The 22,415-nt window shown below is 69.6% G+C and carries 23 protein-coding genes; 5 read left to right on the top strand and 18 right to left on the bottom strand.

Annotated elements, in window-relative coordinates; all coding sequences use genetic code 11:
* Positions 1 to 62 precede the first annotated feature (62 nt).
* Complete coding sequence (locus B0W80_RS22470; protein ID WP_077001380.1) at positions 63 to 2,960, top strand: C1 family peptidase; 2,898 nt, start codon at positions 63 to 65, stop codon at positions 2,958 to 2,960.
* 32 nt (positions 2,961 to 2,992) lie between these two features.
* Positions 2,993 to 3,409 carry a putative toxin-antitoxin system toxin component, PIN family gene (locus B0W80_RS22465; RefSeq protein WP_077001379.1) on the top strand — a complete coding sequence of 139 codons (417 nt, stop codon included), beginning with the start codon at positions 2,993 to 2,995 and terminating at the stop codon, positions 3,407 to 3,409.
* A gap of 12 nt (positions 3,410 to 3,421) precedes the next feature.
* Here B0W80_RS22465 and B0W80_RS22460 read toward each other — a convergent pair whose 3' ends face one another.
* From B0W80_RS22460 to B0W80_RS22445, 4 genes are all read right to left on the bottom strand, one after another.
* Complete coding sequence (locus B0W80_RS22460; RefSeq protein WP_077001378.1) at positions 3,422 to 4,273, bottom strand: hypothetical protein; 852 nt, start codon at positions 4,271 to 4,273, stop codon at positions 3,422 to 3,424.
* Between the two features lie 23 nt (positions 4,274 to 4,296).
* Positions 4,297 to 4,848: a hypothetical protein gene (locus B0W80_RS22455; RefSeq protein ID WP_143684737.1), complete on the bottom strand. Its 552-nt coding sequence runs from the start codon at positions 4,846 to 4,848 to the stop codon at positions 4,297 to 4,299.
* A 177-nt stretch (positions 4,849 to 5,025) separates the two neighbouring features.
* Positions 5,026 to 5,943 (bottom strand): hypothetical protein, encoded by a 918-nt coding sequence (locus tag B0W80_RS22450; protein WP_077001376.1) that lies wholly within the window; start codon positions 5,941 to 5,943, stop codon positions 5,026 to 5,028.
* A complete protein-coding gene (locus tag B0W80_RS22445; RefSeq protein WP_077001396.1) occupies positions 5,940 to 7,613 on the bottom strand; it encodes an FMN-binding glutamate synthase family protein in 1,674 nt (557 codons plus the stop codon). The genes B0W80_RS22450 and B0W80_RS22445 overlap by 4 nt, the downstream gene beginning before the upstream one ends.
* A gap of 131 nt (positions 7,614 to 7,744) precedes the next feature.
* Here B0W80_RS22445 and B0W80_RS22440 point away from each other — a divergent pair, with 131 nt between their 5' ends.
* Both B0W80_RS22440 and B0W80_RS22435 read left to right on the top strand, forming a co-directional pair.
* A complete protein-coding gene (locus tag B0W80_RS22440; protein ID WP_077001395.1) occupies positions 7,745 to 8,524 on the top strand; it encodes a YecA family protein in 780 nt (259 codons plus the stop codon).
* Positions 8,525 to 8,561: 37 nt separating this feature from the next.
* Positions 8,562 to 9,755: an MFS transporter gene (locus B0W80_RS22435; protein WP_077001394.1), complete on the top strand. Its 1,194-nt coding sequence runs from the start codon at positions 8,562 to 8,564 to the stop codon at positions 9,753 to 9,755.
* Positions 9,756 to 9,759: 4 nt separating this feature from the next.
* Here B0W80_RS22435 and B0W80_RS22430 read toward each other — a convergent pair whose 3' ends face one another.
* The 12 genes from B0W80_RS22430 to B0W80_RS22375 all read right to left on the bottom strand — a co-directional run bounded on the left by B0W80_RS22430 (position 9,760) and on the right by B0W80_RS22375 (position 19,626).
* On the bottom strand, positions 9,760 to 10,068 hold the full coding sequence (locus B0W80_RS22430) for a GNAT family N-acetyltransferase (RefSeq protein WP_077001375.1): 309 nt from the start codon (positions 10,066 to 10,068) through the stop codon (positions 9,760 to 9,762).
* Positions 10,065 to 10,550, bottom strand: a complete 486-nt coding sequence (locus B0W80_RS22425; RefSeq protein ID WP_077001374.1) for a nuclear transport factor 2 family protein — start codon at positions 10,548 to 10,550, stop codon at positions 10,065 to 10,067. The genes B0W80_RS22430 and B0W80_RS22425 overlap by 4 nt, the downstream gene beginning before the upstream one ends.
* A 47-nt stretch (positions 10,551 to 10,597) precedes the next feature.
* The gene (locus B0W80_RS22420) at positions 10,598 to 11,830 is read right to left on the bottom strand and encodes a type II toxin-antitoxin system HipA family toxin (RefSeq protein ID WP_077001373.1); all 1,233 of its coding nucleotides are present in this window, start codon (positions 11,828 to 11,830) and stop codon (positions 10,598 to 10,600) included.
* Complete coding sequence (locus B0W80_RS36255) at positions 11,823 to 12,020, bottom strand: hypothetical protein (RefSeq protein ID WP_143684736.1); 198 nt, start codon at positions 12,018 to 12,020, stop codon at positions 11,823 to 11,825. The genes B0W80_RS22420 and B0W80_RS36255 overlap by 8 nt, the downstream gene beginning before the upstream one ends.
* Positions 12,021 to 12,207: 187 nt before the next feature.
* Positions 12,208 to 12,729 (bottom strand): CinA family protein, encoded by a 522-nt coding sequence (locus tag B0W80_RS22410; RefSeq protein ID WP_077001393.1) that lies wholly within the window; start codon positions 12,727 to 12,729, stop codon positions 12,208 to 12,210.
* Between the two features lie 14 nt (positions 12,730 to 12,743).
* Positions 12,744 to 13,277 (bottom strand): phosphatidylglycerophosphatase A, encoded by a 534-nt coding sequence (locus tag B0W80_RS22405; RefSeq protein ID WP_077001371.1) that lies wholly within the window; start codon positions 13,275 to 13,277, stop codon positions 12,744 to 12,746.
* A gap of 81 nt (positions 13,278 to 13,358) precedes the next feature.
* Entirely contained in the window at positions 13,359 to 14,414 is a 1,056-nt protein-coding gene (locus B0W80_RS22400) for a porin (protein WP_256856654.1), read from the bottom strand.
* A gap of 125 nt (positions 14,415 to 14,539) precedes the next feature.
* Positions 14,540 to 15,505 (bottom strand): tripartite tricarboxylate transporter substrate binding protein, encoded by a 966-nt coding sequence (locus tag B0W80_RS22395; protein WP_077001370.1) that lies wholly within the window; start codon positions 15,503 to 15,505, stop codon positions 14,540 to 14,542.
* A 73-nt stretch (positions 15,506 to 15,578) separates the two neighbouring features.
* Positions 15,579 to 16,778, bottom strand: coding sequence for a DUF5624 domain-containing protein (locus B0W80_RS22390; protein ID WP_077001369.1), 1,200 nt, complete (start codon positions 16,776 to 16,778; stop codon positions 15,579 to 15,581).
* An 11-nt stretch (positions 16,779 to 16,789) separates the two neighbouring features.
* A complete protein-coding gene (locus B0W80_RS22385; protein ID WP_077001368.1) occupies positions 16,790 to 17,878 on the bottom strand; it encodes a hypothetical protein in 1,089 nt (362 codons plus the stop codon).
* A 2-nt stretch (positions 17,879 to 17,880) separates the two neighbouring features.
* Positions 17,881 to 18,759 carry an amidohydrolase gene (locus B0W80_RS22380; protein WP_083745552.1) on the bottom strand — a complete coding sequence of 293 codons (879 nt, stop codon included), beginning with the start codon at positions 18,757 to 18,759 and terminating at the stop codon, positions 17,881 to 17,883.
* Positions 18,760 to 18,783: 24 nt separating this feature from the next.
* The gene (locus tag B0W80_RS22375; RefSeq protein ID WP_179107000.1) at positions 18,784 to 19,626 is read right to left on the bottom strand and encodes an HpcH/HpaI aldolase/citrate lyase family protein; all 843 of its coding nucleotides are present in this window, start codon (positions 19,624 to 19,626) and stop codon (positions 18,784 to 18,786) included.
* Positions 19,627 to 19,701: 75 nt separating this feature from the next.
* Here B0W80_RS22375 and B0W80_RS22370 point away from each other — a divergent pair, with 75 nt between their 5' ends.
* Positions 19,702 to 20,613: a LysR family transcriptional regulator gene (locus B0W80_RS22370; RefSeq protein WP_077001366.1), complete on the top strand. Its 912-nt coding sequence runs from the start codon at positions 19,702 to 19,704 to the stop codon at positions 20,611 to 20,613.
* Between the two features lie 94 nt (positions 20,614 to 20,707).
* Here the strand turns inward: B0W80_RS22370 and B0W80_RS22365 are convergent, their stop codons facing one another.
* On the bottom strand, positions 20,708 to 21,535 hold the full coding sequence (locus tag B0W80_RS22365) for a class I SAM-dependent methyltransferase (RefSeq protein ID WP_077001365.1): 828 nt from the start codon (positions 21,533 to 21,535) through the stop codon (positions 20,708 to 20,710).
* A 59-nt stretch (positions 21,536 to 21,594) separates the two neighbouring features.
* Positions 21,595 to 22,410 carry a class I SAM-dependent methyltransferase gene (locus B0W80_RS22360; protein ID WP_077001364.1) on the bottom strand — a complete coding sequence of 272 codons (816 nt, stop codon included), beginning with the start codon at positions 22,408 to 22,410 and terminating at the stop codon, positions 21,595 to 21,597.
* Between the last annotated feature and the right edge of the window lie 5 nt (positions 22,411 to 22,415).

Genomic DNA, 22,415 nt, shown 5'->3' with positions numbered 1-22,415 from the left:
ACAGCCCCGGGCACGCGCAGCAACATGCCTCGCGCTGGGCGACTGCCGCCCGAGGAGCCGCCATGCAGATCCTGATGATCAAGGGGAGCGCCGGCGAGGACGTCGAGAGGCTGCGCAAGGCCCTCGTGAAGGTGCTGGGCGACGATGCCAAGCCCTTCGCCTCGCTGCAGTCCGCCGGCACTGCCATCGACGACGACTTCGACGCCGCCATCCGCCGCTGGCAGGCCGGCGTCGGCCTCATCGCCGACGGCGTGGTCGGGCCGCGCTGCCAGCAGTTGCTGGACCTCATCGAGATCGACACGGGCCGCTTCGAGCTGGCGCTCAACGTCGGCAACGTCAGCCGGCTGTTTCCGGCCACCAAGCCGGCCAACATCGCGCGCTACCTGCCCTACATCGAGGCCGCCCTCGGCGTCGCGCAGCTGACCGACCGCGCCATGATCCTCGGCGCGCTGGGCACCATCCGCGCCGAGACCGAGGGCTTCGTACCCATCTCCGAGGCGCCGTCGAAGTTCAACACGCCGCCCGGCGGCCCGCCCTTCAGCCTTTACGACAAGCGCACGAGCCTGGGCAACAGCCAGCCCGGCGACGGTGAGCGCTACCGCGGTCGCGGCTTCGTGCAGCTGACCGGCAAGGACAACTACACGCGCTACGGCGAACGCATCGGCGTGCCGCTCGGCGCTTCGCCCGACCGGGCCAATGCGCCTGAAGTGGCGGCCGTGCTGCTGGCGCTGTACCTGGCCGACAAGGCCGCCAAGTTCCGCCAGGCCATCGGCGGCGGCGACCTGGCCCAGGCGCGCAAGCTCGTGAACGGCGGCGCCCACGGCCTCGATCGGTTCGAGGACGTGTACGAGCGCGCGGCCGCGGTGTGGCCGCCCGTGCGTGCGGGTGCCGCGGGGCGCGGTGCTGCCGCTGCCAGGGCCGCGGCGGACGCGCCGTCGCCCGTCGAACGCGCCACCGTCTCCCGCACGCGCAAGGACGCGGCCGACCTGCGCGACCGCGTCTTCCTGCCCAGCGCGATCAGCCTGCCCGACGAGTTTCCGCCGACCGAGGAAGTGCGGCAGTACCTGCCGGCCTACACCCGCGCCGGCCTGATCCTCGACCAGGGTCGCGAGGGCGCCTGCACCGGCTTCGGGCTGTCGTGCGTCATCAACTACCTGCGCTGGGTCAAGTCGGGCCTGCCGGCCAAGTTCGAGTCGGTGAGCCCGCGCATGCTCTACACGCTCGCGCGGCGGCACGACGAGTACGATGGCGAGAACTACGAAGGGTCGAGCTGCCGCGGCGCGATCAAGGGCTGGTTCAACCACGGCGTGTGCCTGGAACAGGACTGGCCCTACCTGCCCGAGAAATCGAACCCCGCCAACTACGGCTTCGCGGCGCGCGCCTCGCAGAACACGCTGGGCGTGTACTACCGCGTCGACACCACGTCCATCACCGACCTGCAGGCCGCCATCGCGCAGCACCGCGCGGTTTTCGTCTCCGCCTTCACCCATGCCGGATGGGATGCGGTGCCCATGACGCCGGCGCCGAAGAAGCATGCCGACCTGCCGCTCATCGCCTTCGACGGCCGCCGCTCGCAGACGGGTGGCCATGCCTTCGCGCTGATCGGCTTCAACGCGCAGGGCTTCATCCTGCAGAACTCCTGGGGCAAGGGCTGGGGCGCGGGCGGCTTCGCGGTGCTCGGCTACCTCGACTGGCTGGCCAATGCGATGGACGCCTGGGTGGTCGCGCTGGGCGTGCCCGGCGTCATCGCCGGCCGGCTGGCGGTGGGCGGCAGCGGCGCGTCCGCCGCGCTCTCGGGCACCGACCGCAGCAAGTGGTGGGACACCGGCCTGGCCTACCAGCACAGCGTGGTGCTCGGCAACGACGGCCGCGTCAGCCGCTATCTCACCGAGGACGAGCAGCCGCGCAAGCTGCAGCAGCAGGCCTGCGTGCTGCCCGACACCTGGTTCCGCCAGCAGCAGGTGAGCACCAAGCGGCTGGTGCTCTACGTGCATGGCGGGCTCAACAGCGAGGACGAGGCGATCAAGCGCGCCAGCGCCATGGGCCGTTACTTCATCGGCAATGGCTGCTACCCGCTGTTCCTGGTGTGGAAGACGGGGCTGTTCGAGACCATCGGCAACATCCTCGCCGATGCCTTCCGCACCGAGCCGGCCCGAGCAGGCGCCGGCGCCGGCGAATGGGTCAGCGAGAAGACCGACCTGCTCATCGAGAAAAGCGTGGGCCGGCCCGTGGCGCGGCCGCTGTGGAGCGAGATGAAGGAGAACGCCGAACTGGCCTTCGCCGTGCGGCGCGGCGGCGACCTGCTGCTCGACGCGGTGCAGGCGCTGGCCGGCAACTGGGGCGAGAAGTTCGAGCTGCACTTGGTCGGGCATTCGGCCGGCGCGATCGCCATCGGCCACCTGCTCGGCGCCCTGGCCGAACGCCAGCGCGCCGGCCGCGACGGCGGCCTCGGCGCTCGTATCGCCTCGGTGAGCCTGATGGCGCCGGCCTGCTCGGTGGCCTTCGCCAACCGCCATTACGCGGCCGATGCGAAGCTGATGGAGCGGCTGCATCTCGACGTGCTCGCCGACACGGTCGAGCGCGCGGACACGGTCGGCCCCGTCTACCGAAAGTCGCTGCTGTACCTGGTCTCCAACGCACTGGAGTCCGATTTGCACACGCCCATCCTCGGCCTGGACCGCATCAACGACGCGGCCTATTCGGGCTGGGACGGTTCGTCGGACACCGGCGAGGCGCTGGCCCTGTGGCGCCAGGCCGCGCTGGCGTCGAAGCTGGAGTCGCGCACCCAGCGCGTGCAGGCGGCGCGCATCGAGGTGGCACTCGACGCGGCCGGCCAGCCGGTGCTGGAGCGCTCGTCGCACGGCGCCTTCGACAACGACATCGAAGTCATGACGCGCGCGCTGGAGCGCATCACCGCCGGCAAGCTGGCGATGGCGGTGGACGACCTGCGCGGGTTCTGAACAGAAAGTGCCGGGGGTTAGCATCACCGCCCATGCACGTCGTCATCGACACCAACATCGCCCTCGACCTGCTGGTGTTCGACGATCCGGGATGCGCGGCTTTGGTGGTGGCGCTCGATGCCGGCGCCGTGCGGTGGATCGCAACCGCGGCGATGCGCGGCGAACTGAAACGCGTGCTGGGCTACCCCTTGATCGCTGCGCGGCTGGCGAGCCGTGGACGCCTTGCCGCGTCCGTGCTGGAGGCCTTCGATCGACGCGTCGAGATGGTCGAAGACGCACCGCGTGCGCCATGCCTGTGTGACGACGTCGACGACCAGGTCTTCGTCGACCTCGCCGTCGCGCACCGGGCCCGGCTGTTCAGCAAGGACCGGGCGGTGCTCGACTTGCGTCGCCGGCTTGCGGTGCACGGCGTGGAGGTCGGCGCGCTGCGTGACTGGGTGGGGCCGTGAACGAGAAATGCCTCAGAACTGACGACAGAACACTTGATAGAAGACTTCCGTCAAAACCACGTTCACCAGGGCGGCGACGGCCGCCATCGGCACGTAGTGCCTGACGTTGCGGAGAACGACGGCATCGACGTCCTCGTGGTACGTGGGCGACGACGGATCGAATCCGGCCAATGCGCCAAAGCCGGGGTTGTTGTGCAGAAAGTCGGCTCGGCGCATTGCTTGGTCGTATGCGAGGATCCCGACGACCGCCACCGGCGTGAAGGTTACGAACGCCGCCGCCGCTATGCGTAGTGCTTGGTTGTGATACAGGCGGTGAGCGTCACCATAGCCTGGGAGAAGAAGCGGAGCCGGTTGAGCACCGGTCAACAAAAGCTGAAGGTAGTCGTGGTTCCTCTCGATCTTCGATTGATATTCCTCTAGTTCGCCTTCGAGCTGGTCGAGTTCGTTGGACCGTTCGGCGGATGCACTTTCGTGTCGCAGCTCTTCAAAACGCCGAAGAACGCCGTCACGTGATTCGATATCGATTGCGAGCGAGTGAACTGCTGTACGGGGGAGTCCAAGCTCGTTGATGGCGCGGTTCATGCCGGTGTGGTCAGGAACGGCGGTGAGCTTGTCCGCGATATTTGTGATGGAAACACCGATGCTCCGCGTGCCGCTCTCCTTGTTCTGCTCCTCCTTCTCCCTGTCGATCTGCTTCAGCGCGTTGCGGATGCAGCGGTCGCCAGGCTCGAGGCCGTGAACTCTCGCCAGGGCTCTCCATGACTTCTGCGGTTGCGGTTGGTGGGGATCGGGGCTTTCGCCGTGCGTCGTCGGCAACGCGACGCGGGTCAAAGGTGCGGGGGCATTGAAGAGGTGGTTGTACATGGGGCAGTCTGCAAGATCGTGTTTCAGTGAGAGATTTCCGAGGCGCTGAGACGGCCCAGCGCCTCGGTACACCACACCTGCAGTTCGCGTCGCTCATGGTCGCCCCTGCACATCTCCTGAACCGCTTCAAAGGCTTCGCGTGCCTGCCGGCTTTCTCCTTGCGCATCGAGGCATTCGCCCAGGCGGTAAAGCGCCACCGGGTCGAACGTTTCCATGATGCACAGCCCGAACATGGCCGACGCGGGCTTCGATAGTTCCAAACGCTGCAGGCAGCTGCCCGCGATGAAGGTGAAGCGGGCATCACGCGGTTCATGCGCGACAAGTTGCAAGGCGATCGGCAAGGCTTCTCGGAACCGATCTGCATCGCACAGCTCGCAGGCGGCCTCGTACAGTGCATCGCGGTCGGCGCTTTCGAGTCCCCTCAATTCCCCGAGCGAGGTGCCGGCCAGCAGTGCGGGCTGGGCCTGTTGCAGGATCTTCGGCAGATCCTTGAGTGTTTCTTCGAGGTGATCTGCGATCGCAAGTGCGGGCAGGTTGGAAGGAATGGCAGCAAAGCCCGGGACGATTGGTTCCATGTGCAAGGCGGTGAACTGTTGAAAACAGCACACTGGGTAACCGGAATTGCTTTCGCGTTCCTCGGATATCCATTGCATCCGGCCGAACAAGCCGGTGTGGCAAGACGATCTGGCCGTTGCATGTCGCACTGTCGCACCGTCGCATCTCTTGCAACGGCGAACCGATTCGAAGAGGGGCTAGCGCTGCGTAGGCCGAGCTGCCTCGCCTCCATACCACCGCCACAGCAACCGCGCCACCGCACGCGAGCGCTGCGTGTCCCGCCCCCAACGCCGCCCCGCGGGCAGGTGGCGCAGCCAGCGCATGCGGCGTGCGGCCAGCGCGAGCCGGTCGCGCGTTTCATCGGCCGCGTCGGCCAGCACCGCATGCCAGTGGGCACCGGCCGCTTGGGACGATGCGGCGCGCACCAGCATCGCGGTCGAATGCAGGTAGCTGAGCCAGTCGCGCACCTGGCATTCGGCCAGCGGCAATGTCTCGCCCGGGTCGTCCTCGAAGTCGATGTAGCCGATCACGCCGTCGGGGCACTGCACCAGGTTGCGGTCGAAGGCCTGGCTCAAGTAAGCGCCGTGCGCATGCACCACGGCGATGGCTTCCAATCCCTCGCGCCAAACGGCCAGCAGCGCGCTCGGGCCCTGCGCCGCGGCCTGGTCCAGGCGCTCCTGCAGCACCACGGGCGGCCGGCCGCTTTCGCCCAGGTCGGAGATCAGCAGGCCATCGGGCTGCTGCGCCAGCACGGCCGGCACGCGCAGGCCCAGCGCGCCAAGCGCCCGCAGGCGCCGCGCCTCGGTGGCGATGGCGGCCTCGCCGCCGGGGTTGACCACCGGGGTCAGCACGTCGAGGCGCAGCAGGCTCGCCACCGCGGCCATCAGGTGGTAGCCGAGCTTGCCGTGCGGCGGGCCGGCCTTCTTGAGCCACACGCGTTCCTGCCCGAGCCGATGGCTGGCCACGGCCTTTGGCTGCTGCGGCAGCATGCTGCGCAGGAACTCCGCGTAATCGCCCGGTTCCAGCGGCGGCACGCCGGCTTCGAGGGGTGCCGGCGCCGATGCCACCCCCTTGCGCGCCTGCACGCGCGTGCCGCGTTTCGCAACCGGGTTCATGCGGCAGCCAAGGCAGGTTCCGTGTCCAGCAGGGGCTGGAAGCTGTGCGCGCTGGCCAGCGGCCAGTAGGTGCGGAAGACGTTGTGCTGGTTCTCCAGCGAGTGCAGCAGCGCGCCGGGCTTCACCTGCAGCACCAGGTTGCTGAGCAGCCGCACCTCGGTGTCGGAGATGCGCCGCACGATGTGGTGGGCCGTGATCTGCTGCGGATGGTCGAGGCCGGCGGCCTGCACGAGTTCCTTGAGCGCATGCAGCGTGCTGTCGTGGAAGTTGCGCACGCGCTCGGCTTTGGTGGGCACCACCAGCGCCTGCTGGCGCGCCGGGTCTTGCGTGGTCACGCCGGTCGGGCAGTGGCCGGTGTGGCAGGTCTGCGCCTGGATGCAGCCCAGCGCCATCATGAAGCCGCGCGCCGCATTGCACCAGTCGGCGCCCAGCGCCATCATGCGCGCCACGTCGAAGGCGGTGATCACCTTGCCCGCGCAGCCGATCTTGATGCGTTCGCGCAGGTTGACGCCGATCAGCGTGTTATGCACCAGCAGCAGGCCTTCCTGCAGCGGCGCGCCCACGTGGTCGCTGAACTCCACCGGCGCGGCACCGGTGCCGCCCTCGGCGCCGTCGACCACGATGAAGTCGGGCGTGAGCCCGGTCTGCTGCATGGCCTTGACGATGGCGAACCATTCCCACGGATGGCCCAGGCAGAACTTGAAGCCGACCGGCTTGCCGCCCGACAGCACGCGCAGCCGGGCGATGAAATGCAGCATCTCCACCGGCGTGGAGAAGGCGCTGTGCGACGAGGGCGAAATGCAGTCCACCCGCACCGGCACACCGCGCGCGGCCGCGATCTCGGGCGTGACCTTGGGCGCCGGCAGCACGCCGCCGTGGCCCGGCTTGGCGCCCTGGCTCAGCTTGATCTCGATCATCTTCACCTGCGGGTCGCGCGCGTTGGCGGTGAAGCGCTCCTCGCTGAAGCGGCCGTGCTCGTCGCGGCAGCCGAAGTAGCCGCTGCCGATCTCCCAGATGAGGTCGCCACCATGTACGCGATGGTGGGCCGAGATCGAGCCCTCGCCGGTGTCGTGCGCGAAGCCGCCGTGCTTGGCGCCCAGGTTCAGCGCCAGGATCGCATTGGCCGACAGCGAGCCGAAGCTCATGGCCGAGATGTTGAACACGCTGGCCGAATAGGGCTGGGTGCAGACCTGTCCCGCCGGCGAGGCCGGGTTGGGCGTGCCGCCGATCACGATGCGGAAGTCGTGCCCATCGAGCCGGGTCGGCTGCATCGAGTGGTTGATCCACTCGTAGCCGGCGATGCCGACGTCGAGCTGCGTGCCGAAGGGCCGGTTGTCGGGCTCGCCTTTGGCGCGCTGGTAGACCAGCGAGCGCTGGGCCCGCGAGAAAGGTGCGGCCTCGCGGTCGCTTTCGATGAAGTACTGCCGGATCTCGGGGCGGATGTATTCGAGCAGGAAGCGCAGGTGGCCGATGACGGGGTAGTTGCGAAGGATCGCGTGGCGCGGCTGCCGGAGGTCGTGCACGCCGGTTCCGCTGAGCACGGCGAAGGCCGCGGTGCAAAGCCAGGGCATCCAGTGCAAGGGTGCCGCGAAGAGGGCGGCCAGGCTGGCCAGCAGGCCGAGCACGCACAGGGCGAAGGCGAAGTAACGGGACGGAACGATCGAAGTCATGGCGGGGCGGCCGGCGGCGGCCGTGGAGCCCGCATCATAGGCGCCGTGCGGCGGCACCGGATGACAGACCCGGAGGGTGGCCCTCGGCATAATGACCGGCCCCGGCAGCGCCGCGGCTGCACCCCATGGCCATGAGCAACGACACCTCCCCCACCCCCGATTCCACCGCCCAGGCACTAAGCCCCGACGACTTCGACGCGCTCGACCAGGACCTCGACGCGATGCGCGAGCACGACGAGGAAATCCCGCAATGGGAGTTCTGCGAAGGCTTCATGGCCGCGCTGGTGTGCACCCGCCGGACCATCGAGCCGGCCGAGTACTGGCCCGTGCTGCTGGGCGACGGCTTCGTGCCGGCCCGGCACATGGAATTCGTCTGGCGCTGGAAGCGGCGTTGGCGGGAGATCGAGCAAGGGCTGGACGCCGACGTGCAGTCGCTCGACGACGAACAGGCCTGGCAACCCGAAGTGCTCGACACGCGTGGCGCCATCGCTTCGCTGCCCGAGGAGGAGCGCGCCGACATGGCCGGCGAGGACATTCCCTCCTTCGCCCAGGTGTGGGCGCTCGGCTTCATGTACGCGGTGGAGAACTGGCCCGACGAATGGACCCCGCCGCGCGACAAGGAGGCGGCCGGCATGCTCGACGAGGCGCTCGATTCGATCGTCGCGCTGACCGAGGACGACCGCGGCAAGCCCGTGCTCTCGATGTACAGCGAGGACGGCCCGCCCAGCGTGAGCCAGCAGCGCGTCGACGACTTCGGCGATGCGATCTGGGGCGTGTACGACCTGCGCCGCCTGTGGCGCAGCATGGGCCCGCGAGTCGAGACCGTGCGCAAGGAAGCGACGCCGGGTCGCAACGACCCCTGCCCCTGCGGCAGCGGAAAAAAATACAAGAAGTGCCACGGTGCAGGCTGACGCGGCCCGTTCGCTGACCATCCGCCGCGCGTGGGCCATGGTGCTCACGCTGTGCACCGCTTTCGCATTGAGTCAGGCATACCGCACGGTGGGCGCCATCATGGCCGGGCAACTGCAGGGCGAATACCGGTTGTCGGCGCAGGCGCTGGGGCTGTTCTCCGGCAGTTTTCATTTCGCCTTCGGCGCCATGCAGCTCTTCATGGGCATCGGCATCGACCTGCACGGCGTGCGCCGCACGGTGCTCACGGCCTTTCCGCTGGCGATCGTCGGGGCGCTGATCTCCGCGCTGTCGACCAGCTTCGGCTTGCTGATCGTGGGCCAGGTGCTGATCGGCGTCGGCTGTGCGCCGGCCTTCCTGGTGTGCACCGTGTTCATCGCACGGCATTTTCCGGCGGCCAGCTTTGCCTCGGTGTCGGGGCTGGTGCTGGGCATCGGGGGCGTGGGGATGCTGATCACCGGCACGCCGCTGGCCTGGCTGGTCGAGGCGTATTCGTGGCGCATGGGCTTCTGGGTGCTGGCAGGGGCTTCGGCGCTGGCTTGGCTCAGCATCGCGCTGATGGTGCGCGAGCCGGGGGGCGAGTGTGGCGCCGTGCCGCGCGAATCGCCCATCGCCGCGCTGCGCCGCTTCGGCGAGCTGTTCGCGATGCCGCACACCCTGGGCATCGTGGTGCTGGGCGCGGTCACCTATGCCGCGTTCATCTCGCTGCGCGGCCTGTGGCTGGGCCCGCTGCTGGTGGAGCGCCACGGTTACTCGCTGGTGCAGAGCGGCAACGTCGCGCTCGCGGTGTCGGTCATCTCGCTGTTCGGTCCGCCGCTCTTCGGCCGGCTGGACCGCGGCGGCCCGCAGCGGCGCCGGCGCATCCTGGTGTGCGGCGGCATCTACGCGGCATTGTTCGCCGCGGTCGGCATCTTCCACGCGGCCTGGATCGACGTCGGCTGCGCCCTCGCGATCGGGCTGCTGTCGGGCTTCATCGTCTGGCAGTACGCCGACGTGCGCAGCGCCTATCCGGCGGCGCTGACGGGGCGCGCGATGGCGGTGTTCACCATGGCCATGTTCCTTGGCGTGGCGCTCATGCAGTGGCTGACCGGCGTCGCGGCCTCGGTGGCGCAAGCCTTCGGCATGGAGCCCTATGCGGTGGTGCTGGGCTTCATCGCCGTGCTGCTGGTGGCCGGATGCGCGGCCTTCACCTGGCTGCCGGCGCCCCAGGGCGCGACGGCCGCCCGCAGCTGAAGCTTCACTCGATGTGAAAGGCGCGCAGGCTGGCGGGCTGCACGACGTCCAGGTACTCGCGGTGCTTGCGGATGTAGCCCGCGATGAACTGGCAGGCCGGGATGACCGGCGTCGCCTGGGTGCGCGCGTCGTCGAGCACGTGCCGCGCGAGCGCCGAGCCCACGCCCTGGCCTTCGAAAGCCGGCAACACCTCGGTGTGGGTGAACATCACCGCGTTGCTGAGCACGTTGTATTCGCAGTAGCCGGCGAGCTGCCCGTCGATGTGGGCTTCGTAGCGGTGCTGGTCGGGATGGTTGGTGATGGTGATCGTCATGGATGGGTCGACAGATAGTTGGCCAGGTTCTTCGCCGCGCCGGCGCGCACCTTGTTGCGCAGCATCGGCGTCCAGCCCAGCAGCAGGCCCGGCGCGCCCAGCGCCTGGCGCGACCAGGTCCAGAAGTCGAAGCGGTCGCGCTGCTCGGCGATCAGCCCGTCGGGCGTGAAGCGGAATTCGGAGTCGATCGAGTTGTCGACGAGTCGGCCGGTGGTGCTGAAGCGGTAGTGCGCGTCCCAGTGCGCACGGCCCGTGCTGCCGTCGGCCTGCACGTCGCGCCAGCTCAGCTTCCACACATCGGCGCCCTTGGCGCGCGTGGCCTCGCACAGCATCTTCCACATGCCGCCGACCTCGCGTGCACCGCGCAACGAAAAGGCTTCGTCGTCGAAGCGCGCGTCCGGCGCGTAGCAGCTCGCCATGGTGTCGGCGTCGAGGCGGGCGAAGGCCTCGTAAAGGCGCTGGATGGTGTCTTCGTTGCGCATGGTCGGCGATGGTAGCCGAGGCCGAAAGACCGGCCGGGGAGGCCGCCCTACCGCAAAGGCAGGCGTCTCTGGCCGCCGAGCCGCTCGTTGTCGATGTACTGCGCGAGAAGCGCCAAGTCCGTGTCGATGACTGCGGTGGCCTGGAAGTGAGTCTGCCATCCATCGACCACTTCGCAGACCTCGCGGACGATGCTCGAGGCCTGCTGGCGATTCATGCCGAAGGCCTTGCAGTCGGACATGGCGTTCTTCATCGTCGAATCGTGCCCATCCTTGCCCACCAGCATGGCCTGGACCCCGAGGCCGGACAGGCTGGGCACCATGTCGTACGCCGGCGAAAGGGCCCAGTAGCCATCGGCTTCCCGCAACAGCGCATGGTTCTTTTCGTGATCGTCGGTGTTGTCCATGAGGATGTTGAACACCATCCGCCGGAACAGCTGCGCCTGCTGACGTGCGATGTCGTCAACGCGGCACAGGCGTCGCAGTTGCTGCGCGAGTTGCGGATAGCCGTAGGGTTCGCCGACCGCTCGCAGGATGACGTGGGCGGACACGGCATGGACGCGCGACGTGCCCTCGCGATCGAAGCGCTTGATGGCCACCGCATGCCGCCCCTGTACCGGAAGCGCCCGCGTCTGCGCGACATCGATGCCGCACCTGGCGGCCAGCGACATGGTCGCGTGCTCGATGAGCGGCGTGTCCTCGTCCTCGCCTTCTCCGAACTTGACGAGCCAGGCGTGTCCTTCGATCTCGATCAGCGACTTGGGGCGCGCACCGCCCAGGGACACACCGGGACGCAGCAGGCGCTTTTCCAACTCGGCGACCGGCTCGTTGGCGATCACCTTGCGGATCACGTCCTGCATCTGCTCCAGCTCGCCCATGCGAGGGATGGGCGACCGCCCCCATGGCTCGTAGACATCGGACCGCTGCGACACACCGAGCGCACCGTAGCGGTCGGCCCCTGCGAACAGAAGCAGCTCCAGCACGGACAGCCGCGGGCTGCGCTCGAAGCGGCGAATGACGCGCTCACCCCAGCGGTCGGGGCGAGCGTCCTCGACCGCGCCAGGTGCGCCCTTCCGGTCGGGCGGGAGGAAGAGCGCGTCGGTCAGCGGCAGGTCTTCGCTCAATGCATAGCCTGCGCCGCGCCATGCCTGGCCGTAGCGCAGGCTGACCCCTTGGCTTCCGCTGGCCAGGGAGAGTTCGCCGACGAGGACGGGGCGACCGGGGTCCGACAGCATCCACAGGGCCAGCGTGTCTTGCGGCTCGTAGGCGTGGGCTTCATTCATCGCGCCGGGCTCCGCGGCGCGATGCCGTCTGGATGTCCGATTCGAGCGCGGCGAGGTCTTGTGCCGGCTCTGCCACCCGCGCCAAGGCCTCCTGCCGCTGGATCATCCAGATGGCTGTGGCGTAAACGCCCATCGAGACGGCCGGGTCGCCGAGTTCCATCTTCATCAAGGTCGGAACGGACACGTTCATGCGCGTCGCCCATGCGCGAAGCGATTGCTTTCGGCGTTTGCGGGCGATTCCGAGATCTTCTCCGAGGCGTCGAAGCGCGTTCGCTGCGACTGCGGGGAAACTTTCCAAAGCATCGGAGCGAGATGGCATTCAACTATTATTAAACAAATAGGGCAGTCTGTTCAATAATGAATTTCTTCCAGCCGGGTTAGGCGCGCCGCAGCAGCTCGATGAGCACGTGCAGCGCGTGATCGACGGTGGCTTCCCGAACCTCCGCCCGCCCGCCCTGGAAGCGCCGCCGCTCGGTGCGGGTCTGGCCGCCCACCGACCAGCCGAACCACACCGTCCCCACCGGCTTGTCCACGCTGCCGCCGGTCGGCCCGGCCACGCCGGTCACCGCCACCGACACCTGCGCCCGCGAGCGCGCGACCGCGCCTTCGGCCATGGCGCGCGCGACTTGCTCGCTGACGGCGCCGTGGCCCGCGATCAGCGCGGCGTCCACGCCCAGCAGCTCGGTCTTGGCCTCGTTCGAATAGGTGACGAAGCCGCGCTCGAACCAGTTGCTGGAGCCCGACAGGTCGGTGCAGGCGCCCGCGATGAGCCCGCCGGTGCAGCTCTCGGCGGTGGCCATCATCCAGCCCTTGTCCTGTAGCGCTTTGGCCAGCTGCTCGACCAGCGCGGCCGTTTCCGACGGACCCGATGCATCGGCCGAGAAAGAAGCGTCGTTCATGCCATTCACCTTGATCACCATGCGCGGACGAGCGCGATTACCACCAACGTGCAGAAGGCCGCCACCAAGTCGTCGAAGATGATCCCGAAGCCGGCGGCCCGCCACGAGAAGGCGGCCGGCGTGGCGCCGCGTTGCTTGAAGAGCTGGTCGGCCCAGGCCACCGGCCCGGGCTTGGCCGCATCGAAGACGCGGAACAGCACGAAGGCCGCCAGCTGGGCCCACAGCCCGGCCGGCATCAGCAGCCACAGCACGATCCAGAAAGCGATCACCTCGTCCCACACGATGCTGCCGGGGTCGGCGATCGCCATGTGGCGCGCGGTGACCGTGCAGGCCCACCACCCGATGGGCAGCGAGGCCAGGATGATCCAGCCGATGGCCGCCGGCGGCAGCCAGCGCTGCATGACGACGAAGGCGGCCCAGGCCCACAGCGTGCCGGCGGTGCCGGGCGCGCGGGGCGCCAGGCCGGCGCCGCAGCCCAGCGCGATGAAGTGGGCGGGGTGCGACAACAGAAAACGCAGCGTGGGGCGGCGCAGCGGGGCGACGGGCATGGCCCCGGAGGGCGGAGAGGCAGCAGGAGACATCACGCCGGAGTGTCGCGCATCCGCGCGACCGGGGCGGTTCGCTGCGCTTCAGAAGTTGTGCGAGATGCCCAGCTGCAGTCCGCTCGACGCGCCGCCGGGCACGGTGGCCGGCGCCGAGTCGCTGACCATGTAAGCCGCGTTGCCGCGGTTGCGGATGCGCGAATAGGTGCCGTAGAGCGCGGTGCGCTTGCTCAGGTAGTGCACGTAGCCGATCGCGTACTGCCGGGCGTCGTCGTCGTCGATGCCGGGGCCCGAGCGATTGGAGCGCGAGACCACGGCCTTGATCACGCCCGGCCCGACCGGCACGCTCAGGCCGAGCAGCAGGTTGACCTGCCGGTCGCCCTCGGTGGACTGCCGGTAGTAGTTGGCGTAGAGCTTGGCGGGTCCGAAATCGTAGGTGCCGCCCAGGCTGGCCACGCGGGCATCGGCGGGGCCGACCGGCGTCACGCCGTAGGCGGCCGCGACGTCGATCGTGCCGTTGGTCCAGCCCACGCGCGCACCGCGGTAGCGTGCGCCTTCCACGTCCTCGGGCAGCGCGTACATCGCCTGGCCGTAGAAGCCGCCCAGCCCCCGGGGCAGAAAGTAGCCGACCGAGTTGTTGGCGCGCGCCAGCGTGCGGGCGCCGCCGAGGCCGAAGGGCCAGCCTTCGATGATGTTGGCCGACCCGCCCACGCCCACCGTGCCGAAGGGCGAGAACTGCGAGATGTTCCAGAAAGTGGGCGTGTAGTCGCGTCCCATGCGCAGTTCGCCGAGCGAGTTGCTCGACAGGCTCAGCGTCGAGCGGCGGTGGAAGCCCGTGCCCTGGATCTCGCCCGTGTCGGGCAGGAGCGCCATCTCGAGCCAGAAGCTGGCCGCCAGCCCACCGCCCAGGTCTTCCGTACCGCGAAAGCCGAGGCGGCTCGGGAAGATGTTGCCGCCCTGGTCCATCGCCTTGACCGAGGCACGGTCGCTCTTCGAGTACGTCAGATTCAGGTCGAGCGTGCCGAAGAGCTGGACGCTCGATTGGGCCATGCTGCCCGCCGCGGCGGTGACGCAGGCGGCACCGGCCAGGGCGCGCGGCAGCAGGCGGCGGGGTGGGGCGATGCGGGTTCCGGTTCTTTTCAAGATGTCTCCTCGTGTTGAAAAAGGCGTGCGTCGTCGCGCGGCGCCTGCGCTGCAGGCGTCGCGAACTCGGGGTGGGGATGCGGCGGAGCGGGAACGTCGCGGCGGTCAGCCGCGCGCGGGCACCGTCAGTCGATGCGGATGTTCTTGGCCTTGATGAGCCGGCTCATGACCTGTGCCTCGCGGTCGACGATCGCGGCCGTCTCGGCGGGCGTGGTGCCCATCGGGTCGAGCCCGGCGTCGCCGATCAGCCTCGCCATCTCGGGCGAGTGCGTGATGGCGATGATTTCGCGGTTGAGCCGTTCGACGATCGCCGCCGGCGTCTTCGCCGGCACCCAGAAGCCGAGCCAGGTGAAGATCTCCACGCCGGGGTAGGCCTCCGACAGCGTGGGCACGTCGGGCATCGCCGCGTTGCGCTTGTGTCCGGTATAGGCAAGGGCCTTGAGCCGGCCGGAGCGGATGTTCGGCAGCGCCGACACCGGCGGCTCGAAGCCCAGCATCACCTGGCCCGCGATCACGTCGGGCGCGGCGCTCTGCTTGTAGGGCACGTGCAGCAGCTCGATGCCGGCGGCCTCCTGGAAGAGTTCGAAGCCCAGGTGCGCCGTGCTGCCTGCGCCGTAGGAGGCGTACGAGACCTTGCCCGGCTCGCGCCTGGCCAGCGCCACGAGCTCGGGCACGGTCTTCGCCGGCACCGCGGTGCCGGCAACGATGAAGGAGCCGCCTTTCAGCGCCTGCGTCACGGGCGCCAGATCGTTCTTCGCGTCGTACGGCACCTTCGACAGCAGGAAGGGCGTCATCGTGAACGGGTTGCTCGTCGAGAACAGGATCGTGTAGCCGTCGGGCGCGGCCTTGGCCACGGCGTCGGTGCCGATGGTGGACAGCGCGCCGGGCCTGTTTTCCACGACCACGGGCGTACCGAGCGCGCGCGACAGCCGGTCGGCGTACTGGCGCGCGAAGATGTCGGAGCCCACGCCCACCGGGGTCGGCGTGATGATCTTGATGGGGCGCGACGGCCAGGCCGCTCCCTGGCCCCACGCGGGCGCGAGCGAAGCGGCAGCCGTCAGTGCGACGAGCAACGAACGGACGAGTTTCATCTTTTGTCTCCTGGGTTCCAAGTTCCGGGTGCGGGCCGCCTCATGGCGCCGCCATCGCGAAGCCGCCGGCGGGTCAGGGTCCGGGAAGCGGCGGGTAGTCGACCGCATCGAGCCCGGGCACCTGCACGCGCGCGGGGTCATTGCCATGGGCCTGCAGCTGATCGACCGCGTAGTCGGTCACGCAGCCGGACAGCAGCTGGCGCGGGTCCTCCAGCACCACGCGCAGCCGCGTGTTGAGGGCGCGCCAGTCGTCCGGGCCGCCGATGGCCGGCATCTCGGCCACCGTGCGCGTGCCCGCGTCGAGCACGGGGCGGGTGGTGGAGGCCGGCTCGTAGCGTGGATAGCCTTCGTACATCAGCGCGCCCAGCTCGCTCACGGTGCGCGTGTGCGCCCACAGCTGCCGCATCGGCTTCTCGAAGGCGCGCAGCGTCGCCATGTCGGGCACTGCGCCAGCCTGCAGCTCGCTGCCGGCATGCGGCGCGACGAAGAGCCGGTCGAGCGACAGCGCATGGCGCGAGGCGCCGAGGATCATGGCGCACACCGAATTGGTGGTCCAGGTGACGCCGGCGGTCGGCCGGCCCTGGCGACCCACCACCAGCGCCATGGCGCGCGACCAGTCGATGGCGTGGCCGTCGAGCCAGGCGATCACGCGGTGGCTGATTTCCATGCCGACCAGGAAGAAGGTCGCGATCATCACGGCGTTCATCGGCACGGTGGCACCGGCGGCCGAGCCCGTGGCCTCCAGGTAGTGCTCGCGCATGTCGGCGGGCGTGAAGAGGGCGGGCGCCTCGAGCACGCGCTCGAGGTAGCGCTCGGTCAGCACGCACGAGTAGTTCACGAGCTCGGCGATGCGCTGTTCGCGCCCGCGGTAGGCCGGCACGGCGATCACGTCGCGCCACAGTTCGACCGAGTTGGCCTCGCGGGCGGCACGCGTGGCCACGAGCAGCCGCTCGGCTTCGCGGCGCCACGTCATGCCGTCGGGATCGACCAGCCGCATCTTGAGCACCGAGGCGACGGCCGGGCCGTGATGCGAGATGCCCGCCAGCTCCTTGAAGCCACGCGTGGACAGCCGGAAGCCCTGGACCTCGGGATCGCGGCCGTTGCCCGGAAATAGCACGACGTCGGAGCTGGTCGCCACGATCAGCGGGTCGCCGGCCGTGGCCGCGCCGGTCAGCGCCGCGAGCTTGCCGCCGATGCCCTGCGGCCCGCCGGTGTAGGTCTCGAACAGGCGCAGCAGCTCGGGGCTGCGGTGCGCGTCGGATGCAGCGCTCATGTCGGCTCCTTTCATGACGTCACGGCGAGCCGGTACACCTGCGTCGGCGTACGGAAGCGCACCTCGGCACTGAGGCTGTTGGCCACCACCAGGTAGCGTTGCCCATCGGCCTCGAAACTGGTGGCGTCGGTGCCGCCATGGGTCGTGAATTCGTGAGCCGGCACCATGCGCCCGCGTTCCAGCCGGTGCACCACGGACTGCAGCCGCGGCACCGGCGCCTCGCGCGTGCCGTGCAGGAAGTTGACCTGCACCAGCAGGCCCGCATCGGCGATCCATTCGAACTCGCGTCCGCCCGGCCCGCCGAGCACCTGGTGCGGCACGAAGCGCCCGTCGGCCCAGCGCAGCAAGACCGTGTCCTCGTGCAGGCAGGCGAAGGCCAGCCATGCATCGCCCTGGGCCTCGAAGAAGCAGAAGGCCCGGCCGCTCTTGCCTGCCAGTTCCTGGAAGGGCTCGAAGGACGTGCCGTTCCAGCGCAGCAACTGCGAAGGCACGGCGTGGTCCGCATAGGCGAGCAGCCGGTGCCCGCCGACCTCGAAGAACGCCCAGTTGTAGCCCCAGCCGGAGGGCACGGACTGGCGCTTGCGAAAGCCCTCGCCGTCCCATTCGAAGATGCACGAGTCGGACGGATGCGCAGGCTTGGCGTCGCCGAGCGTGACGCCTTGCGCCAACGCGAGGAAATGCCGGCCGTCGATCTCGAAGTGCGTCCATTGCTTGGCCGCCGAGGTCGGCACGCGCTGGAAGACCTCGAAGCGCCCGTCGACGAGTTCGAAGATCGTCGAGTGCGTGTCCAGCGAGTACGGGTCCGAGCCGGTGCGCAGGCTCGCCGTCGCCAGGAAGGCGCGTTCGCCGATGCGAAAGAACTCGGCATCTTCGCCGCCGGGCACGGGCAAGCGCGCGTGCTCGACGAAGCGCCCGCCGTGCCACCGGTACACCAGCGCGTCGACGTCGCTGTCGCCCAGGGTCATCCGGGCCGGCTGGCCCGCCACATCGCGGGCGAGTTGCGGCACCACGAGGTAGCGCGTGCCCTGGTGCTCGAAGCTCTCGACGGCGCGTGCGCCCGAGGTGTCGAGCGCCTGGATGTCGTGCAGTGCGATGTTCATGGTCAGAAGCCGAAGAGGCGTGCAGGGTTGTCGGCCAGGATGCGGCGCCGCGCCGCGGCGTCCTGGATCCATTCGCCGATCAGGTTGAGCAGCTCGCCGGTGTCGCGGCCGCCTTCGGGGATGTGCGGCCAGTCGCTGCCCCAGACCACGCGCTCGGGCACGGCCTCGACGATGGCACGCGCCAGCGGCTGCAGCCTGGCGTAGTTGCCGTCCTTCGCCAGGCGGTACGGGCCCGAGAGCTTGAACCAGCCGCGGCCGTCGGCCACGGCGCGCAGCAGGCGGTCGAAGTCGGCCCGCGTGAGGCCGTCGCTTTCGAGCATGTAGCCCATGTGGTCGATCACGAAGTCCGTCTCCAGATCGGGCAGCAGCGGAATCAGGTCGCGCACCACCCAGCCAGGCGTGTAGAACTGAACATGCCAACCGAGCGGGCGCACGCGGCGGATGCTGCGCTCGATGAACGCGCGGATCTCGGCGGTGGGCAGCCTGGCGCGCAGGAACAGGTCGAGCCGCAGCGCGCGCACGTGGCGCTCGTGCATCGCCTGCAAGGCTTGCAGGTCCACGTCGTCGTCGACCATCGCCACCCCGCGTGCGCGGCCGCCAGCCGCATCGAGCGCATCGAGCATGCAGCGGTTGTCGGTGCCGTAGTAGCTGGGCTGCACGATCACGAAGCGCTCGACGCCGAGCACACCGAGGGCGCGCTCCAGCTGGGCGAGATCGCCGTCCGGCAGGGTGTAGTGCGGGCGGTCCACGCGCGGATAGCGATCGGCCGGCCCGAACACGTGCACGTGCGCATCGCAAGCGCCGGCAGGCAGCTCGAAGCCGGCGCGGGTGAGGGTCTGCGCGTCGCGCATGGGTCTGGAAGTGAGGATCTCGTCGGTCATGGTGGCGGGGTCTGCAATCGGATGTCAATGAACCTGGACCTGGGCTTGCGTGGCGTGCGCATGCGCGTCCAGCGCCTGGCGCGCTCGTTCCTGCATCGCGGCATACAGCACGTCGGTGTCGATGCCGGTCATGAGAAAAGGCACCGCGCCGCGCGCGAGCAGCTCGGCGTTCAGCGCCGCATCGGCAATGCCGCCGATGGACAGCGGCTTGCCGGCGCACGCGCAGGCCGCCAGCGCGGCATCGAGCGCCTGCTGCACCGACGGATGGCGGTACTCGCCGGGCACGCCGAGCTCGGCGCTCAAGTCGTTGGTGCCGATGCTCACCAGGTCGACGCCGGGTACCCGGGCGATGGCCTCGGCGTTGTCGATCCCGCGCGGGCTTTCGATCAGCACGTTCACCACGACCGCATCGTCGGCGAGGCGGTACAGCTCGGCCGGCGGCATGCGGCGGTAGTGGGCCTGCGGCAGCGCGGCGATGGCCGAGCGGTGGCCGTGCGGCGGAAAGCGGCAGGCCGCAGCCAAGTCGGCGGCCTGCTCGGCGGTCTCCACCCGCGGAAAGATCAGGCCCGAGGCGCCGGCGTCGAGGAGCCGGCCGATCGCGCCGTATTCGCGCTCGGGCACGCGCACCAGCGCCATCAGGCCGATGTCGTGGGCCGCCGCGCAGATGTAGCCCGCCACGTCCAGTCCGATGGTGCTGTGTTCGAGGTCGATCCAGATCGCATGGTGGCCGGTCGCCTTGGCCAGCCGGGCGACGTCAGCGGTGCGCGCCATGCGCACGCCGAACGCCGCCACCGGTTCGCGGCGAGCCAGCCGCTGCATCACGGGATGGCCCTGGAAGCGCTTCTGCAGCGTGTCTCTCTGTGTCATGCACGGCATCGTAGGCAGCGCCGCTTATATTTGGAAATATCGTTTTTGAAGCGTTTTCGATATCCTCTGAATATCATGGAATTGCGCCATCTCCGTTACTTCGTCGCAGTCGCCGAAGAGCTCAACTTCACGCGCGCGGCCCTGCGCCTGCACATCGCGCAGCCGCCGCTGAGCATCCAGATCCGCGCGCTCGAAGAGGAGCTCAAGGTCCGGCTGCTGGAGCGCGACAAGCGGCGCGTGTTCCTCACGCAGGCGGGCCGCCACTTCCTCGACCGCGCACGGGCCATCCTGCAGCAGGTAGACGTGGCCAAGGGCGAAGCGCAGAGCGCCGCCTCGGGCGACATCGGGCGCGTCGCGCTCGGCTACACCGCATCGTCCATGCTGTCGCTGGCGCTGCCGGCCGCGCTCCAGCGCTTTCGCCGTGCGTATCCGCAGGTGGTGCTGACCCTGCACGAGATGACCTCGCTGGACCAGCTCGACGCGGTGCACGGGCGCAGCCTCGACGTGGGCATCCTGCGGCGGCCCGACGTGGCGATTCCGCCGGGCATCGTGATCGAGAAGTGGTATCAGTCGCCACTGGTCGCCGCGGTGCCGCGGGGGCACCCGCTCGCCGGCGCGGCGATCCACATCGCCGACCTGCGCGACGAGCCGCTGCTCACCTATCCGCGCGACGCCGGCATCGGCCTGTACTGGATGGTGCAGGCGCTGTGCACCAAGGCCGGCTTCCGGCCGCGCATGGTGCAGGAGGCGCGCGATGCCTCCACGCTGGTGGGCCTGGTCGCCGCGGGCGTGGGCATCGCGCTGGTGCCGGGCGACACGCGCTGCATCCAGCTCGAGGGCGTGGTCTACCAGCCCGTCGCGGACAAGGGCGCGGTGTCCAGCCTCTACCTGGTGCATCGGCGCGCCGATCCCAGCCCCTACGCAGCGTTGATGGTCGGTGAGCTGCGCGCCGCGCTGGGGCGCCGTGCGGGGAAAAGAACGCGATGAGGCGGCCCACGGCGGGCTCGCGGGGTTCGCCGGCGGCCCGCGTCAGGCTGTGTGTGCCATCAGCTGCGCCTGCGCCTGCGCGGACGCAGCACGCTCAGTCGACGCGCGGCGTGGTGGCGGAGACGATCACGAATTCGCCGGGAATGCGATAGCCCTGCCCCTCCCGCCAGCCGGCGATCGCATCGAGGTAACGCCCCTGCACGCGCGAGCGCACCGGGCTGTCGAAGCGCGACCAGGCCAACGCGACGGGCCCGCCTGCGAAGGCGGCACCGCAGGCTTCGTCGCCGTCGGCATAACGCAGGGTGGTGGCGATGCGTTGGTGCTCGACCCGCCCGAAGCCCGCCTCGGTGCACAGCCGGGCCAGCGTGTCCAGCTGCCCGAGGCGAAAGAACAAGGGGCAGACCTCGCTGCGCACCTCGGCATCGACGATGGGGAACAGGGCGGACCAGCCGCAGCGCGCGCGTTCGCCCCATACGGCCAGCACCAGCCGGCCGCCGGGGCGCAGCACGCGCCGCAGCTCGCGCAGCGCGGCCTCCGGTCCGGGCACGTACATGAGGCCGAGCGCGCACAGCGCCACGTCGAAGCCCGCATCGGGCAGCGCGAGCTGCTCGGCGTCCATGCGCTCGAAGTCGACGTGGTGCAGGCCTTGCCGGGCCGCACGCTCGCGCGCGGCGTCGACCATGCCTTGCGACAGGTCGGTGCCCAGCACGTGGCCCGCCGGTCGCACCGCCTCGGCCGCCGCGAGCGACACCAGGCCGGTGCCGCAGGCCACGTCGAGCACGCGCTCGCCGGGCCGGAGCGCGGCATGGGCCAGCACGGCGTCATGCGCCGGTGCCAGCTGCGCCTGCCACAGCCGCTCGTAGTCGGTGGCCGCCAGGTCCCAGCCGTAGCGCTGGATCCTGCGCTGCAGGCGTGGCTCCATGACGGCCCCTCGTCGGCGGCGTCCGTCGGCGTTCGGCGGCGGCGTGGCGCCTGCGGCGTTCAGCGGCGGCGTGTGACGACGATCTCGAGGTATTCGCTCGGCACCACCAGCGAATCCGGCCCGGCGACGTTCAGCCGGTTCAGCAGCTCGGTCAGTTCCTGTTCCAGCACCGTCGCCTTCTCGGGCGGCAGGCTTGCGAAGGCCTTGAGCACCGGGCCGTACCAGGTGCGGAAGACGTCGATGAAGTGCGCCGCGGAGCGGTAGCGGAAGTTGAAGATGCGCGAGGCCGTGCGCACCTCCGCGGCGTCGCCGAACAGCGAGCGCAGGTGCGCTTCGTTGCCCCACATCGACGGCGGCTGCACACCCGCGGGCGGCGGCACCTGGCGGCCCAGGGTCTTGAACAGCTGGCCGATGAAGCCCTCGGGCGTCCAGTTGGCCATGCCGATGCGTCCGCCGGGGCGCACCACGCGCAGCATCTCGGCGGCCGATTTCGCGTGGTCCGGCGCGAACATCACGCCGAAGGTGGACAGCACGGCATCGAAGCTCGCGTCGCCGAAGGGCAGGGCCTCGACGTCGGCGACCTGGAACTTCACGTCCAGGCGCTCGGCCTTGGCGCGCTCGGCGCCACGGTCCAGCAGCGAGGGCACGTAGTCGGTGGACGTGACCCGGCAGCCGCGCCGCGCCGCCGCCAGCGTGGCGTTGCCGTTGCCGGCGGCCACGTCGAGCACGGCCTCGTCGCAGCGCAGGTCGCAGGCCTCGGCCAGCTGTTCGCCGACGATCTGCAGCGTGGTGCCGATGATGGCGTAGTCGCCGCTCGACCAGGCCGCCTGCTGGCGGGTCTTGAGGGCGTTGAGGTCGGTGGTCGGTGCATTCATGTTGC

It is taken from the genome of Variovorax sp. KK3 (genome assembly GCF_001984055.1).
GTDB lineage: Bacteria > Pseudomonadota > Gammaproteobacteria > Burkholderiales > Burkholderiaceae_C > Variovorax.
This window is presented reverse-complemented; position numbering and strand designations above follow the sequence as displayed.